The following is a 13,722-nucleotide window of genomic DNA, read 5'->3' on the forward strand; positions in this document are numbered from 1 at the left end:
TCATCCCTGGTTCTTGCGGTAGAAGCGCTGATCTTCAGGCTGGTACCACTCATGGAGGGTCGTAGGGGTCCGGGCGTGCCAGCCGAGCAGTTGTTGCACGGCCGCCGGCTGGGCGATGCAGAACGTATCGCCCAATGCCCGGCAATAATCGAATTGCGGTTTGAAGTAGCTGCGAGTGAATGTCAGCGTCAGGCAGCGGCGTGGATCCGGCGTTCGGTTGATGCCGGCCGCATGCCAGATCCGCGAGTCGAACAGGTAGATGGAGCCGGCCTTGCCGAGCGCCTTGTTGGCACCTGTCTCGAAGTCGACGTCAGTGGGTTTGTCAGGCGCGGTATGCGAGCCTGGCAGGAACAGTGTTGCGCCGTTGTCGACGGTGAAATCGTCAAGCAGCACCAGGGCCTGGGCCATCTGCATGTGTTCGGCGGACCATGAGCGAACATCCCTGTGTACGTTTCGCACATAAGCGTCGGTGCTGCTGAGATTGTTCAGGCCACCAAAGGAGTTGAGGATCGGCAGGCCCCCAAGCATGTGCGTGAGAGCGTCAGTCAGTCCCCAGTGCGCGAGCCTGGCCAGCAGCTCGATGAATCGGCTGTCCGAGGTCAGGATATGATGGGCTGTCTGCTCGGTGCGCTGGGTGATGCCGTTCTCCAGTTGGACCTGGCGGCAACGATCAATGGCGGCACTCAGGTCGTCACGCAACTGATCGAGCAGTGGCTGTCCAATCAGCTCGGGTACACAGGCATAGCCGTTGAGTCGCAGTTCCTCATGTAGTGCGTTCATCGGTCTTGCTCCTGCTGCTCGAGCCAGTTGCGGTAATCGTCGACGGTGACGCCGAGGACGACACGGTCCCAGCGACGACCCTTGCGGTAGTACCATTGACGCTGCACGCCCTCGATGGTCCAGGGTACTTTGCGGGTATAGGTTGCCAGGGACGCTTCGTTGTATTCGATGATCGTCGTCCACAACCGGTGCAGGCCCAGTTCGTCGAAGGCATAGCGCATGACCGTGCCGATGACTTCGGTGCCATAGCCCTTGCCGCGCAGTGTCGAGTCACCGATCATCATTCCATGTTCGGCGGTGCCGTTCTTCCAGTCGATACCGACCAGGTTTGCAGTGCCGATCAGTCCGTGGTCTAGGGTCTCGATGCCGAAGCGCTGATTCATCGGGTCATTCTTGAGCCCTAGCAGCCATTCCTTCTGTGCTTCGCGAGAAACCGGGAAGTGCCAGCCACCCAGCAAGCTCCACAGGGCCTCGTCATTGGACCAGCGGTGCAGTGCAGGCAGGTCTTCGAGTTCCAGTGCCCTCAGCACGATGCGTTGACCTTTGATGCTCATGATTTCCTCAGATGAGTGATGACGGCGTCAGCCAGTCGCTGCATGTCTTTTGCGTCGTAGCGTTGATCCAGGGGAAGCGGTAACAGGCATTCGGCCAGATGGCGCTCCATAGGAGGTGTCGCCGGATTGTCGATGAGTTCCCGCCAGTAGCAGGGAACGTAGATGGCCTGTTCGAGCAGGTGCTGGCGCAAGCTGCCCGCCGCGGATGCCGAGTCGAGCAGCAAGGGGTAGCACAGCGCCGGAACAATGGCATCTGGCCAATAGCGGAAGCTGTTGAAGGTGTCGAGATGCTGGCGCAGGACGTTCAAGTTGTTGCCGCGCCGCTCCTTGACCTGCGCGTAGTCGATGCTGTCGAGCACCCGCGCGGTACTGGTGGACATGGCCATGACGCCTTGCCGGGTGAGCGATGCCTCGTTGGCCTGGTAATCGACATAATGGTGCTCGGCAGCTTGCTCCAGGCGTCCGAGCAATGCCCCGAATCGATCCAGGGAAGTGCCTTGCGGTGGGGTAGGCAATTCGGCCGGGCCATTGACCAGCCAGCCGCCATCGGCAACACCGACGAACTTGCGTGGCGAATAGATCGTGGCAATGTCGGGCAGGGCGTCGCTGAACAGTGCTTGTGAGTTGTCCACGATCAACTGGTATCCGTATCGTGGAGCAAGCACTTGGCGAACATAGTCTCCCTTGAGCCCGAAGTAGTCGACGTACAACAAGGCCTCGTCACTCGTCAGTCCGGGCGGCGCGGCCAGGCTCAGGTCGGCGTCCAGCCCATAGCGGCATAGTTCGACCTCCAGGCCTTGCAGGGCTTGCTCGAGAACGTTGCAGATGTAGTACGGCAGGTGAATGCGGCGTGGAGCCCGGGCCTGCACCAGGGCGCGAAAAGCGGCGCGCGCACTGTTGAAGGCCGAGGCTTGGGGGTAGGGCGTCTGGCCCTTGCGCAATTCCAGTTCGAAGTAGCCACCGATGGCGTCAGGCATATTGGATCTCGCCAAGTCTTGCCCATGCGGCCACGTTTTCGGGCTCGTGGAACATCAGGGCATCAAGGATCGACAGGCCGGCAACAAATGGGCGACTGCTACCCTGGGCATAGGGTGGCAGGCTGGCGTGAAGCAGCTCAAGGGTGATGCCGGACTGCCCGAAGGCCTGGGCCTGGTACAGGTGGCCGCCACCGACAGGGTTGAGGTAGTGGGTGCCGCGGCACGCCTGGACGATTTCGATGACCCGCTCTTCGCCCAGCAGGCCTTTGCCGGGTCCGAGCTCGCTGGCTCGTGAAATGGGGGTGTCGATCGCCAGGAGTGAGCAGCATGCCTTGAGCAGGCGTTCGTTGAGGGTCGCGATGCTGTCTGCCGCTGGTGCGAGCAGGCCTTCGAGCCAGGTCATCGTCGGTTCGCGACGAGGGGCCTTGCGATAGGCGAACTCCAGCTTGTTGAGCAGATCCTCCAGGCTGAATTGCTCGGCGATGCGCCGGTTCATGATCTGCTGGGTGTGACTGTCCTTGGTCAGGGAGATGCGGAACCACTTCGCCTCGCCCTCCAGCAGATATCGATTGCGTTCGATCCAGCCGTTCTTGATGAATTGCACATTGTCATACAGGACGAAGTGGTCCGATGCGGCAATCAGCTGGAAGTATCCCAGATACGGCAGGAAGTAGGGTTGCATGAGCGCGATTCGCCGGTGTTCGCCCACAACTGCGTTGCTCATGCCTGACGGGCTCCCAGCAGGATGTCGATGATCTGTTCCAGAGTGTCGTCGTCGAGATCCGGATAGATAGGCAGGCAGAGAACCTGGCGCGAGACTTCCAGGGCGTTGGGCAGGTGGTCGAGGTTGGCACTCGCCAGGCCGCGGTACATCGGGAACTCACAGATCAGCGGATAAAAATATCGGCGGACCAGGATGTTCTGGTCGCGGTAAAGCTGGTAGACCTTGTCGCGCGAGGTGCCGAAGCGCTCTTCATCAATCAGGATCGGGCAGTAGGCATAGTTCCAGTCCAGTCCCTGCGGTTGACGCAACAGCGTGATGCCCTCGACGCTCTCCAGCGCCTGACGGTAGCGTTCGAATACCCGCCGGCGGCGCTGGAGCGCATCATCTATATGGCGCAGCTGCAGTACACCGAAGGCGGCCTGGATCTCGTTCATCTTGCCGTTGATTCCGGTGGCCATGATCACCGTTTCGTCGACGAAGCCGAAATTCTTCAGGAAATCGATGCGGCGCTTGAGCTTTTCATCCTTGCAGACAATGGCACCGCCTTCGAAGGTGTTGAACACCTTGGTGGCGTGGAAGCTGAGGATCGACAGATCGCCATTGTTGAGGATGCTCTCGCCGTTCTGGCGTACGCCGAAGGCATGGGCGGCGTCGTAGATGACTTTCAAACCGTAGGTGTCCGCTACTTCCTGGATGGCCTCGACATCGCAGGGGATGCCGTAGCAGTGCACGGGCAGTATCGCTGTGGTCTCCGGCGTGATGGCTTCGATGATGCGCTGGGGATCCAGGTTGTTGGTGAGCGGGTCGATATCGACGAAGACCGGCTTGAGGTTGTTCCAAAGCAGCGAATGGCCGGTTGCCACGAAGGAGTAGGGCGTGGTGATCACTTCCCCCGTCACGCGAAGGGCTTGCAGTGCCGTTACCAATGCGAGAGTACCGTTGGAGAACAGCGAAATGTGCTCTACCCCCAGGTATTCGGCCAGCTCCTGCTCCAGTTGCGCATGGAATGGCCCGGCATTGGTCAGTCGCTTGCTCTCCCAGATGCTTTCCAGGTAGGGCAGGAATTCCTCCAGTGGAGGCAGCAGTGGGCTGGTGACTGTGATGGGTTTGGCCATGGACGGGTCGGCTCTTTTTACGAATTAGGGGAAGCAGGGCTTGATAGGCCTGGCGCCGAACGGTGTATCCAGTCAGGGTTTCGCCATGAAACCGACGTCTCGCACCGGGAATTCTGCTTGGTTAGCAAAAAGTCGGCCAACCTCCGGTGTCGGCATGGCGGGACGCAGTCGAGTTGCGAGAGTGACTTGGCAGTCGAAACGTGCATCTCTAATCTATTGAGTCAGCGGGCAGCCTCGTCGAGACGGTAGGCAGGGTGTATGGCCTTGGTCGCGAAGCCCGTGAATTTTCGCCATTTCCATCGGGAAGCCACAATGATTGGCATCAAAAGTATCGCCAGTTACGTACCTGTAGAGGGTGTCGACAATTACGCCCAGGGTGCGAAATTCGGCAAGGATCAGGATTTCATCTTCGGCAAGATCGGTTCGACCTTCCTGCCGCGCAAGGGTGCCGATCAGGAAACCTCTGATCTGTGCGTCGAGGCCGCCCGTACGCTGTTTGCTGGCAATCCGGCGCTGGATCCGGCGTCCATCGATGTGGTGATCGTCGTTACCCAGAATGGCGATGCCGAGGGCCTGCCGCATACCGCGGCGATCGTCCAGAACAAGCTGGGCTTGTCCACCGCCATCGCTGCCTTCGATATCTCGCTGGGCTGCTCCGGCTATGTCTATGGCCTGTATGCCATGAAGGGCTTCATGGATGCCGCGGGGCTGAAGAATGGCTTGTTGATCACCGCAGATCCCTATTCGAAGATTGTCGACCCTGAAGATCGCAATACCACCATGCTGTTCGGCGATGCTGCAACGGCCACCTGGATGGGCGAGGACGCTGCCTGGCAGCTGGGCAAGTCGCTGTTTGGCAGTGATGGGGCGGGTGCCGAGCACTTGCGCACCACCCAAGGCACGTTCTTCATGAATGGTCGCCAAGTCTACAATTTTGCGCTGGTCAAGGTCCCGGCGCACCTGCAGCAGTTGCTCGAGGCCAGTCACTTGAAGGCCGAGGATATTGACCTTTACTGCCTGCATCAGGGGAGCGCGGCGATCGTCGATGCGGTCTCGCAGCGTTTCGACGAGGGGCGTCAGCGCGAGAAGTTCGTCAAGGACATGGTCGAGACCGGCAATACCGTTTCCTCGAGCATTCCGCTGCTATTGGAAAAGCATGTGATCGGCTCGCAGTGCAAGCGTGTCGCGCTCAGTGGTTTCGGCGTCGGCCTGTCATGGGGCTCGGCAATCATCGAGCGCAATGGCTAAGCTCCGCGTGTCTATATAGAAGAGGCGCTGCCCGTTATCGGTCAGCGCTTTTTTGTTTTTGGCTGTTGGTAATTTGGCGTCAAACCCCTGATTTCATTGGGGTGGCAGGATGCCAGTAAAAAAATTGGGAAATCGCCCTAAAGCAAACTGCCCTGACGACGATAAACATTACGAAGGTTCTCTAGGCCACCTACCCGGCGAATTGCCAAGGCCGGAAGCCGTAGTACCCAATCCAACGAGGAATTCGTCATGGCTTTGACTGTAAACACTAACACCACCTCTCTGGGCGTTCAGAAGAACCTGAACCGTGCTTCCGACGCACTGAGCACCTCGATGACCCGTCTGTCCTCCGGCCTGAAAATCAACAGCGCCAAAGACGACGCCGCCGGCCTGCAGATCGCTACCCGCATGACCTCGCAGATCCGTGGTCAGACCATGGCCATCAAAAACGCCAACGACGGTATCTCCATCGCCCAGACCGCTGAAGGCGCGATGCAAGAGCAGACCAACATCCTGCAGCGTATGCGTGAACTGGCACTGCAATCGCGAAACGACTCGAACAGCTCGCAAGACCGCGACGCTCTGGACAAAGAGTTCCAGTCGATGCTGAAAGAGATCGACCGTATCGCTGACAGCACCCAGCTGAACGGCAAGAACCTGCTGGACGGTTCCGGCGGCGTGATGACCTTCCAGGTCGGTTCGAACGTTGGCGCTGCCAACCAGATCACCATCAGCCTCAGCGCTGCAATGAAGACCACTGGTACTGGCGCAGCCCTGACTGCCCTGGCCGGCAAGAGCATCACCGGTGCCGACAGCAGCAGCGCCCAGGCTACCTTCAGCGCCGCCGTCAGCGCCATCGACGACGCCCTGCAGGCAATCAACACCTCGCGTGCCGACCTGGGTGCTTCGCAGAACCGTCTGACCAGCACCATCAACAACCTGCAAAACATCAACGAGAACGCCGAAGCCGCTCGTGGCCGTGTACAGGACACCGACTTCGCTTCTGAAACTGCACAGCTGACCAAGCAGCAGACTCTGCAGCAAGCTTCGACTTCGGTTCTGGCCCAGGCCAACCAGCTGCCATCGGCAGTCCTGAAGCTGCTGGGCTAATCTGCCTGATAGCTGATGGCGGGGGAGTGCTCTCCAGGCGCTTCCCCGCCTTTTTCATTGTGAGGTGCTGGACATGGACATGAGCGTCAAGCTGAACCTGTCTTACCCGGCTGCACGCACGGCCGAGCAGGTTGCTGAAAAACCGGTTGCGCGGTCGCCAGGCACTTCCGGTGATGGCGAGAAGCAGCAGGATCCGGGTAAGGTGCAGGGCGCCGACAAGGTGCAGGCTGCAAATGATGTCAAAGGCGCTGTCTCGGAAATCGAGAAGTTCCTGAAGGAAACGCGACGCAATCTGGAGTTCGTCACAGACGAAGAGTCCGGTAAGATCGTGGTCAAGGTCATCGCCAGTGAAACCGGTGAGTTGATTCGTCAGTTGCCCTCGGAAGAGGCCCTGCGGATCGCCCATAGCCTGAGCGATGTCAAAAGTATTCTGTTCGACGCCAAGGTCTGATTGGCGGCGAACGCAAATGTGTGATTCAAGTCGGTCTTGCAGGAGCGGGGCCGACTCATCGAAGAGAGGAGCGACAGCATGGCAAGCCCGATTACTACCAACACGGGTGCGGGCTACGGGCTCGATATCAAGAACATCGTCAGCGTGTTGGTGAATGCCGACACCTCGGCCAAGGCCAACCAGATTGCTCGGCAGACGAGCAACAACTCCGCGATGATCTCCGGTATCGGTTCCCTGCGCAGCGCCTTGACGGCGTTCCAGGACGCCATGAAGAAGCTCAACGACAAGAACGCCCCTTCGTTCAATGCCTTCGCTGGCACTTCCGCTGACGAAAAAGTGGTCAAGATCAAGTCGAGCAACTCGGCGGTCGCTGGGACCTACGATATCAAGGTCGACAAGCTGGCCACCGGCTCCAAGGTCGCCAGCAAGCAGTTCGTGGGTGGTGCCAGCACGGCGATCGGCGCCGGTGAGCTGACCATCAGCCAGAACGGCAAGGACTACAAGGTCAACGTCGCCAGCGGTGCCACACTGCAGAGCGTGCGCGACCAGATCAACAAGGAAATGAGCGCCAACGGTATCACCGCCAACATCATCAATGAGGCGGGTGGTTCTCGCCTGGTGTTCAGCTCCACCACGACCGGCAAGGGCAGCGACATCTCTATCGGTGGTATTCCGGAGCTGACCATCAACGGTACTCAGCCCATTAGCGGAAGTGGCGCGGGTTACATCAGTGGGCTGGCCCAGGATGCGGAATTTTCCATCGACGGGCTGGCGCTGAAAAGCCCGAAGAATACTGTCGACCAGGCTATCAGTGGCCTGACGCTCGAGCTCACCGGTGTCTCCACGGGCGGTAATGCCACCAAGGCTACTGTAGCGCTGGACAACGAAGGCCTGAAGAAATCGGTGCAGTCGTTCGTCGATGCCTATAACACCCTGCAGAAGGCTGTTACTGCGCTGGTCACGCCAGAGAAGGACGCCAACGGCAACGTCAAGAGCCTTGGTCCGCTGACCAACGACCCGACTACCCGGTCGTTGCTTGCCGATGTGCGCAAGGTGCTGACGGAAGTGGGGGCAGGAGACAAGCTGACCACGCTCAGTCAGTTGGGTATCAACACCCAGAAAGATGGCACCCTGGAGTTCAATAGCACCAAGTTCACCTCTGCATTGAACGACAAGAAGCTCGGTTCGGAAATCCAGGAGCTGTTCACCGGCACCAATGGTCTGTTCGAGCGGATGAACAAGGCAATTGATCCGTACAATTCCACGGGTGGTTCGCTTGATACTCGCAAGAGCAACCTCGACAAGGCTGCCAGGAACCTGCAGAACCAGCAGGCGGCGCTTGATCGTCGTACCGAGTTGCTGACTGCGTCGCTGACCAAGAAATTCTCTGCGCTCGATACCGCCCTGGCCAAGATGAAGAAACAAGGCGAGCAGATCACCTCGATCTTCGAGGCGATCAACGCCCAGGCCAAGAAGTCCTGATCGATCGCGCATGACAAAAGCCCGGCGGCGTCTCACAGGCGTGCCGGGCTTTGTCTTTTCCGGCTAAAGTTTTTTGACGCGGCGGCGATACAAGAGGTATATGCACCTTTTCGCTGCAACGAGGTAGATCCATGAACCCGATGTTGGCCCTTCGGCAATACCAGAAAGTCAATGGCGTGGCACAGACTTCCGAGGCCAGTCCGCACCGCCTGGTGCAGATGCTCATGCAGGGTGGTCTCGACCGCCTGGCCCAGGCCAAGGGCGCCATTGCCCGCAAGGATATCGCCCAGAAGGGCATTCTGATCGGCAAGGCCATCGATATCATCGGCGGTCTGCGCGAGGGTCTCGACCTGGAGAACCACGCCGACAGCCTGACCGACCTGGACAACCTGTACACCTACATGAGTCGTCGCCTGGTCGAGGCCAACGTCAAGAGCGATCCCGAGATCATCGACGAAGTCGCGCGTCTGCTGATCACGGTCAAGGAAGGCTGGGACGCGATCGGCGAACAGCAGCCGGCGCCCTGAACCAGGAGGTTGTCATGAGTGAGGTGATCGAGCGTATCGACCAGACCCGCGAGCTGCTGCTCGCCGCCCTGGCCAGTCGTGACTGGGAGGCGGTTGGCGAGCTGGATCTGGAGTGCCGCCTGTGCGTCGACGATGTGCTGGCCGAGGCGTTGTCGAACGAGGATGAGGTGCGTGCCAGTCTGGAGCAGCTGCAGGCTGTCTATCGGCAGCTAATCGAAGTTGCAAGTGGCGAGCGTCAATCAGTGGTCGACGAGATGGCGAAGATACGTCAGGCAGAAAACGCGACAAAGGTATACCATTTGTTCACCTGACCACAGGTTACACAAAAATCAGCGCGCCATAAATTTGACTGTGTGCCGTTTTTTGACTTTACTAGTGGCTGTTTTCGAAATTCAGACGTCCGAACACTGACCATTCAGTCGGAATGATGTCGTGCACGCCTTCGGGCGCCGATATGACTAGGGAAGTTGCTATTGCATGTGGCGTGAAACCAAGATTCTCCTGATCGATGACGACAGCGAACGCCGCCGCGATCTGGCGGTGGTCCTGAATTTTCTCGGCGAAGAAAACCTGTCCTGCTCCAGCGACGACTGGCAGCAGGTGGTCGAGGGTTTGTCTTCCAGCCGTGAAGTGCTGTGTGTCCTGATCGGTACCGTAAATGCCCCGGCCAGCGTGCTGGGGCTCCTTAAGACAGTGGCCGGGTGGGATGAGTTCCTTCCGGTTCTGCTTCTGGGTGAAATTTCTTCTGCGGACTTCCCCGAGGACCTGCGCCGCCGTGTGCTGTCCAACCTCGAGATGCCGCCGAGCTACAGCCAGTTGCTCGACTCCCTGCACCGTGCCCAGGTCTATCGCGAGATGTACGACCAGGCCCGCGAGCGTGGTCGCCAGCGCGAGCCCAACCTGTTCCGCAGCCTGGTGGGCACCAGCCGTGCCATCCAGCATGTGCGGCAGATGATGCAGCAAGTGGCCGACACCGATGCCAGCGTGCTGATCCTTGGCGAGTCGGGCACCGGCAAGGAAGTGGTGGCGCGCAATCTGCACTACCACTCCAAGCGTCGCGAGGCACCGTTCGTGCCGGTCAACTGCGGGGCGATCCCGGCGGAGCTGCTCGAAAGCGAACTGTTCGGCCACGAAAAGGGCGCCTTCACCGGGGCGATCACCAGCCGTGCCGGGCGTTTTGAGCTGGCCAACGGCGGCACGCTGTTCCTCGACGAAATTGGCGACATGCCGCTGCCGATGCAGGTCAAGCTGCTGCGCGTGCTGCAGGAGCGTACCTTCGAGCGGGTCGGCAGCAACAAGACCCAGAGCATCGATGTGCGCATCATCGCCGCGACGCACAAGAACCTCGAGACCATGATCGAGGACGGGACCTTCCGCGAGGATTTGTATTACCGGCTGAATGTGTTCCCGATCGAGATGGCGCCATTGCGTGAGCGGGTCGAAGACATCCCGTTGCTGATGAACGAGCTGATCTCGCGCATGGAGCACGAGAAGCGCGGCTCGATCCGCTTCAACTCGGCGTCGATCATGTCGTTGTGTCGCCACGGCTGGCCGGGCAACGTCCGCGAGTTGGCCAACCTGGTGGAGCGCATGGCGATCATGCATCCGTACGGGGTGATCGGCGTGGCGGAGCTGCCGAAGAAGTTCCGTTATGTGGATGACGAGGATGAACAGCTGGTCGACAGCCTGCGCTCCGATCTCGAGGAGCGCGTGGCGATCAATGGCCATGCGCCGAACTTCGCCAGCCACGCCATGCTGCCGCCCGAGGGGCTGGACCTCAAGGACTACCTCGGCAGCCTCGAGCAGGGGCTGATCCAGCAGGCGCTGGATGATGCCAACGGCATCGTTGCCCGGGCTGCCGAACGACTGCGCATCCGGCGTACCACGCTGGTGGAGAAGATGCGCAAGTACGGCATGAGCCGCCAAGGTGGCGAGGAACAGGCGGACGACTGATCCCGTCTTGCCTGGACGCAATGGTCGGGGGCTGTGACAGTCCCGGCCATTGCCTTCGATCAACGATCCTGCAGTCGATTATCCCCATCTCCGGCACGGCTATTGCTACAGCGCAGGCAACATACCGTTTTTATGACGGTCAGCCATGCGAGAGAGCACGATGCCCCAGGCCGCCCACCGTTCCCATGCCGCCGATCCGCGCGGGCACACCCCGCTCGAGCAGGAAAGCCGGCAGGGTCTTGAGCAGGCGTTCGCCCTGTTCGATCAGGTTTCCAGCCAGCTGAGCCAGTCCTACACCATGCTCGAGACGCGGGTCAGCGAGCTCAAGGGCGAGCTGGCGGTGGTCAGTGCGCAGCGCATGGCCGAGCTCGATGAGAAGGAGCGCCTGGCCAATCGCCTGCAGAACCTGCTCGACCTGCTGCCGGGCGGGGTGATCGTGATCGACGCCGAAGGGTGCGTGCGCGAAGCCAATCCGGCGGCCTGCGAGTTGCTCGGCGAGCCATTGATCGGCATGCGCTGGCGCGAGGTGATCGCCCGCAGTTTCGCGCCGCGTGACGATGACGGCCATGAGGTCTCCCTGCGTGACGGGCGTCGCCTGTCCATCGCGACGCGCTCTCTGGATGCCGAGCCGGGGCAGTTGGTGTTGCTCAACGACCTGACCGAAACCCGCCGTATGCAGGATCAGCTGGCGCGGCACGAGCGCCTGTCCTCGCTGGGGCGCATGATCGCGTCCCTGGCGCATCAGATCCGCACGCCGCTCTCGGCGGCGATGCTCTATGCCAGCCACCTGGCCGAACCGCAGCAGGTATTGACCGACGAAACCCGGCTGCGCTTTGCCGGCAACCTCAAGGAGCGTCTCCACGAGCTCGAACACCAGGTGCGTGACATGCTGGTGTTCGCCCGCGGGGAATTGCCGCTCAATGACCGGATCAGCCCGAAGGCGTTGTTCCAGGCGCTGCAGCAGGCGGCTCATGCCCATGTCGAGGGGCATGCGGTGCGCTGGCAGTGCGACAGTCGTCTCGGGGAGTTGCTGTGCAACCGTGACACCCTGGTCGGCGCCTTGCTCAACCTGATCGAAAATGCCCTGCAGGCCAGCAGTGGGCCGGCGAAACTCAAGGTGCACCTGTCGCGTCGCGACGACAATCTGCGCGTGTGCGTCAGCGATGCCGGCAGCGGTATCGACGAGCAGCTGCTGGCGCGCCTGGGTGAGCCATTCGTGACCACCAAGGCGACCGGCACCGGTCTGGGCCTGGCTGTGGTCCAGGCAGTAGTGCGCGCGCACCGCGGCACCCTGCAGCTACGCTCCAGGCTTGGTCGTGGCACCTGCGTCACCGTGCTGTTGCCGTTGATCGACGGCCGTGGGGAGGTAAATCAATGAGCGTCAAGGTACTGCTGGTCGAGGATGATCGGGTCCTGCGTCAGGCGTTGGCCGATACCCTGGAGATCGGCGGTTTCTGCCACCGAGCCGTCGGCAGTGCCGAGGAGGCCTTGCTGGCGGTGGCTGAAGAGTCGTTCAGCCTGGTGGTCAGCGACGTGAACATGCCGGGCATGGACGGTCATCAACTGCTCGCCCAGCTGCGTCGGCAGCACCCGCAGCTACCGGTGTTGCTGATGACCGCCCATGCGGCGGTGGAGCGGGCGGTGGAGGCCATGCGCCAGGGGGCTGTCGATTATCTGGTCAAGCCTTTCGAGCCCGCAGCGCTGAACGGCCTGGTCGCGCGTCATGCCGTCGGCAGCGCTGCCGGCAGCGATGACGAAGGGCCGGTGGCGTGCGAACCGGCCAGCCGGCAATTGCTGGAATTGGCGGCACGGGTTGCGCAAAGCGACTCCACCGTGCTGATCTCCGGCGAGTCGGGAACCGGCAAGGAAGTGCTGGCGCGCTACATCCATCAGCAGTCGCGGCGGGCGGATCAGCCCTTCGTGGCGATCAACTGCGCGGCAATCCCGGACAACATGCTCGAGGCGACCCTGTTCGGCCATGAAAAGGGCGCCTTCACCGGGGCGATCGCCGCCCAGGCCGGCAAGTTCGAGCAGGCCGACGGCGGCACCTTGCTGCTGGACGAGATTTCCGAGATGCCGCTCGGCTTGCAGGCCAAGCTGCTGCGGGTGCTGCAGGAGCGCGAAGTCGAGCGCGTCGGTGGGCGCAAGCCCATCGCCCTGGACATCCGCATCCTTGCCACGACCAACCGCGACCTGGTGGGGGAGGTGGCGGCCGGTCGTTTCCGTGAAGACCTGTACTACCGCCTTTCGGTGTTCCCCATGGCCTGGCGCTCCCTGCGCGAGCGTCCTGCCGATATCCTGCCGCTGGCCGAGCGCCTGCTGGCGCGCCATGCCCGCAAGATGCGCCATGCCCAGGTGTGCCTGTCCAGCGAGGCGCGGGCGTGCCTGCAGGCGTATGCCTGGCCGGGTAACGTGCGGGAGCTGGATAACGCCGTGCAGCGGGCGCTGATCCTGCAGCAGGGCGGTGTGATCGAGGCGGCGGATTTCTGTCTGGCTGGCGCCATTCCATTGTCGGCGCCGAAAGTGGCCACTATTGAGCCATTACCTGCTGAGCCGGTTGTCGAGGTTGGGGGGCTGGGCGACGACATGCGTCGTCATGAGTTCCAGATGATCATCGACACCTTGCGTGCCGAGCGCGGCCGTCGCAAGGAGGCTGCCGAGCGCCTGGGGATCAGTCCGCGCACCTTGCGCTACAAGCTGGCGCAGATGCGTGACGCGGGCCTGGATGTCGAGGCCAGCCTGTTCGGTTGATGCGTCGTTTTGAATGATTTTCGGGTTGGCTGGCACTCCTCTTGCTAGTT

At 61.0% G+C, this 13,722-nt stretch carries 14 protein-coding genes; 9 read left to right on the plus strand and 5 right to left on the minus strand.

Going from position 1 to position 13,722, the window contains the following annotated elements; genetic code table 11:
- Genes POF53_RS11690 through POF53_RS11710 form a run of 5 tightly spaced genes read right to left on the minus strand, consistent with a single transcriptional unit; the run spans position 1 to position 4,150 of the window.
- Complete coding sequence (locus tag POF53_RS11690) at positions 1-780, minus strand: phytanoyl-CoA dioxygenase family protein (protein WP_232856522.1); 780 nt, start codon at positions 778-780, stop codon at positions 1-3.
- Entirely contained in the window at positions 777-1,334 is a 558-nt protein-coding gene (locus POF53_RS11695; protein WP_232856523.1) for a GNAT family N-acetyltransferase, read from the minus strand. Before POF53_RS11695 ends, POF53_RS11690 begins: the two co-directional genes overlap by 4 nt.
- Positions 1,331-2,311: a hypothetical protein gene (locus POF53_RS11700; RefSeq protein WP_232856524.1), complete on the minus strand. Its 981-nt coding sequence runs from the start codon at positions 2,309-2,311 to the stop codon at positions 1,331-1,333. Before POF53_RS11700 ends, POF53_RS11695 begins: the two co-directional genes overlap by 4 nt.
- The gene (locus POF53_RS11705; protein ID WP_232856525.1) at positions 2,304-3,035 is read right to left on the minus strand and encodes a WbqC family protein; all 732 of its coding nucleotides are present in this window, start codon (positions 3,033-3,035) and stop codon (positions 2,304-2,306) included. The genes POF53_RS11700 and POF53_RS11705 overlap by 8 nt, the downstream gene beginning before the upstream one ends.
- Positions 3,032-4,150 carry a DegT/DnrJ/EryC1/StrS family aminotransferase gene (locus POF53_RS11710; RefSeq protein WP_254463832.1) on the minus strand — a complete coding sequence of 373 codons (1,119 nt, stop codon included), beginning with the start codon at positions 4,148-4,150 and terminating at the stop codon, positions 3,032-3,034. Before POF53_RS11710 ends, POF53_RS11705 begins: the two co-directional genes overlap by 4 nt.
- Positions 4,151-4,408: 258 nt before the next feature.
- Here POF53_RS11710 and POF53_RS11715 point away from each other — a divergent pair, with 258 nt between their 5' ends.
- The 9 genes from POF53_RS11715 to POF53_RS11755 all read left to right on the plus strand — a co-directional run bounded on the left by POF53_RS11715 (position 4,409) and on the right by POF53_RS11755 (position 13,672).
- On the plus strand, positions 4,409-5,398 hold the full coding sequence (locus POF53_RS11715; RefSeq protein ID WP_498967800.1) for a ketoacyl-ACP synthase III: 990 nt from the start codon (positions 4,409-4,411) through the stop codon (positions 5,396-5,398).
- Positions 5,399-5,647: 249 nt separating this feature from the next.
- The gene (locus POF53_RS11720) at positions 5,648-6,508 is read left to right on the plus strand and encodes a flagellin domain-containing protein (RefSeq protein ID WP_254463831.1); all 861 of its coding nucleotides are present in this window, start codon (positions 5,648-5,650) and stop codon (positions 6,506-6,508) included.
- 79 nt (positions 6,509-6,587) lie between these two features.
- Complete coding sequence (locus tag POF53_RS11725; RefSeq protein ID WP_498967803.1) at positions 6,588-6,959, plus strand: flagellar protein FlaG; 372 nt, start codon at positions 6,588-6,590, stop codon at positions 6,957-6,959.
- Positions 6,960-7,037: 78 nt separating this feature from the next.
- Positions 7,038-8,441 (plus strand): flagellar filament capping protein FliD, encoded by a 1,404-nt coding sequence (gene fliD / locus POF53_RS11730; protein WP_232856527.1) that lies wholly within the window; start codon positions 7,038-7,040, stop codon positions 8,439-8,441.
- Between the two features lie 131 nt (positions 8,442-8,572).
- Positions 8,573-8,968: a flagellar export chaperone FliS gene (fliS, locus tag POF53_RS11735; protein ID WP_232856528.1), complete on the plus strand. Its 396-nt coding sequence runs from the start codon at positions 8,573-8,575 to the stop codon at positions 8,966-8,968.
- Positions 8,969-8,982: 14 nt separating this feature from the next.
- A complete protein-coding gene (fliT, locus tag POF53_RS11740; RefSeq protein WP_186714840.1) occupies positions 8,983-9,279 on the plus strand; it encodes a flagellar protein FliT in 297 nt (98 codons plus the stop codon).
- 166 nt (positions 9,280-9,445) lie between these two features.
- On the plus strand, positions 9,446-10,921 hold the full coding sequence (gene fleQ / locus POF53_RS11745; RefSeq protein ID WP_186714839.1) for a transcriptional regulator FleQ: 1,476 nt from the start codon (positions 9,446-9,448) through the stop codon (positions 10,919-10,921).
- Between the two features lie 145 nt (positions 10,922-11,066).
- The gene (locus POF53_RS11750; RefSeq protein ID WP_498967806.1) at positions 11,067-12,299 is read left to right on the plus strand and encodes a sensor histidine kinase; all 1,233 of its coding nucleotides are present in this window, start codon (positions 11,067-11,069) and stop codon (positions 12,297-12,299) included.
- Positions 12,296-13,672, plus strand: a complete 1,377-nt coding sequence (locus tag POF53_RS11755; RefSeq protein ID WP_475859174.1) for a sigma-54-dependent transcriptional regulator — start codon at positions 12,296-12,298, stop codon at positions 13,670-13,672. The genes POF53_RS11750 and POF53_RS11755 overlap by 4 nt, the downstream gene beginning before the upstream one ends.
- The last annotated feature ends 50 nt before the right edge of the window (positions 13,673-13,722 follow it).

It is taken from the genome of Mitsuaria sp. RG (assembly GCF_028369275.1).
Lineage (GTDB): Bacteria > Pseudomonadota > Gammaproteobacteria > Pseudomonadales > Pseudomonadaceae > Aquipseudomonas > Aquipseudomonas peradeniyensis.

Bases quoted from the DNA above. Each gene is read 5' to 3' on its own strand.
- POF53_RS11690 (WP_232856522.1), bottom strand. From the start codon at position 780: ATGAACGCACTACATGAGGAACTGCGACTCAACGGCTATGCCTGTGTA.
- POF53_RS11695 (WP_232856523.1), bottom strand. From the start codon at position 1,334: ATGAGCATCAAAGGTCAACGCATCGTGCTGAGGGCACTGGAACTCGAA.
- POF53_RS11700 (WP_232856524.1), bottom strand. From the start codon at position 2,311: ATGCCTGACGCCATCGGTGGCTACTTCGAACTGGAATTGCGCAAGGGC.
- POF53_RS11705 (WP_232856525.1), bottom strand. From the start codon at position 3,035: ATGAGCAACGCAGTTGTGGGCGAACACCGGCGAATCGCGCTCATGCAA.
- POF53_RS11710 (WP_254463832.1), bottom strand. From the start codon at position 4,150: ATGGCCAAACCCATCACAGTCACCAGCCCACTGCTGCCTCCACTGGAG.
- POF53_RS11715 (WP_498967800.1), top strand. From the start codon at position 4,409: ATGGCCTTGGTCGCGAAGCCCGTGAATTTTCGCCATTTCCATCGGGAA.
- POF53_RS11720 (WP_254463831.1), top strand. From the start codon at position 5,648: ATGGCTTTGACTGTAAACACTAACACCACCTCTCTGGGCGTTCAGAAG.
- POF53_RS11725 (WP_498967803.1), top strand. From the start codon at position 6,588: ATGAGCGTCAAGCTGAACCTGTCTTACCCGGCTGCACGCACGGCCGAG.
- fliD (WP_232856527.1), top strand. From the start codon at position 7,038: ATGGCAAGCCCGATTACTACCAACACGGGTGCGGGCTACGGGCTCGAT.
- fliS (WP_232856528.1), top strand. From the start codon at position 8,573: ATGAACCCGATGTTGGCCCTTCGGCAATACCAGAAAGTCAATGGCGTG.
- fliT (WP_186714840.1), top strand. From the start codon at position 8,983: ATGAGTGAGGTGATCGAGCGTATCGACCAGACCCGCGAGCTGCTGCTC.
- fleQ (WP_186714839.1), top strand. From the start codon at position 9,446: ATGTGGCGTGAAACCAAGATTCTCCTGATCGATGACGACAGCGAACGC.
- POF53_RS11750 (WP_498967806.1), top strand. From the start codon at position 11,067: ATGCGAGAGAGCACGATGCCCCAGGCCGCCCACCGTTCCCATGCCGCC.
- POF53_RS11755 (WP_475859174.1), top strand. From the start codon at position 12,296: ATGAGCGTCAAGGTACTGCTGGTCGAGGATGATCGGGTCCTGCGTCAG.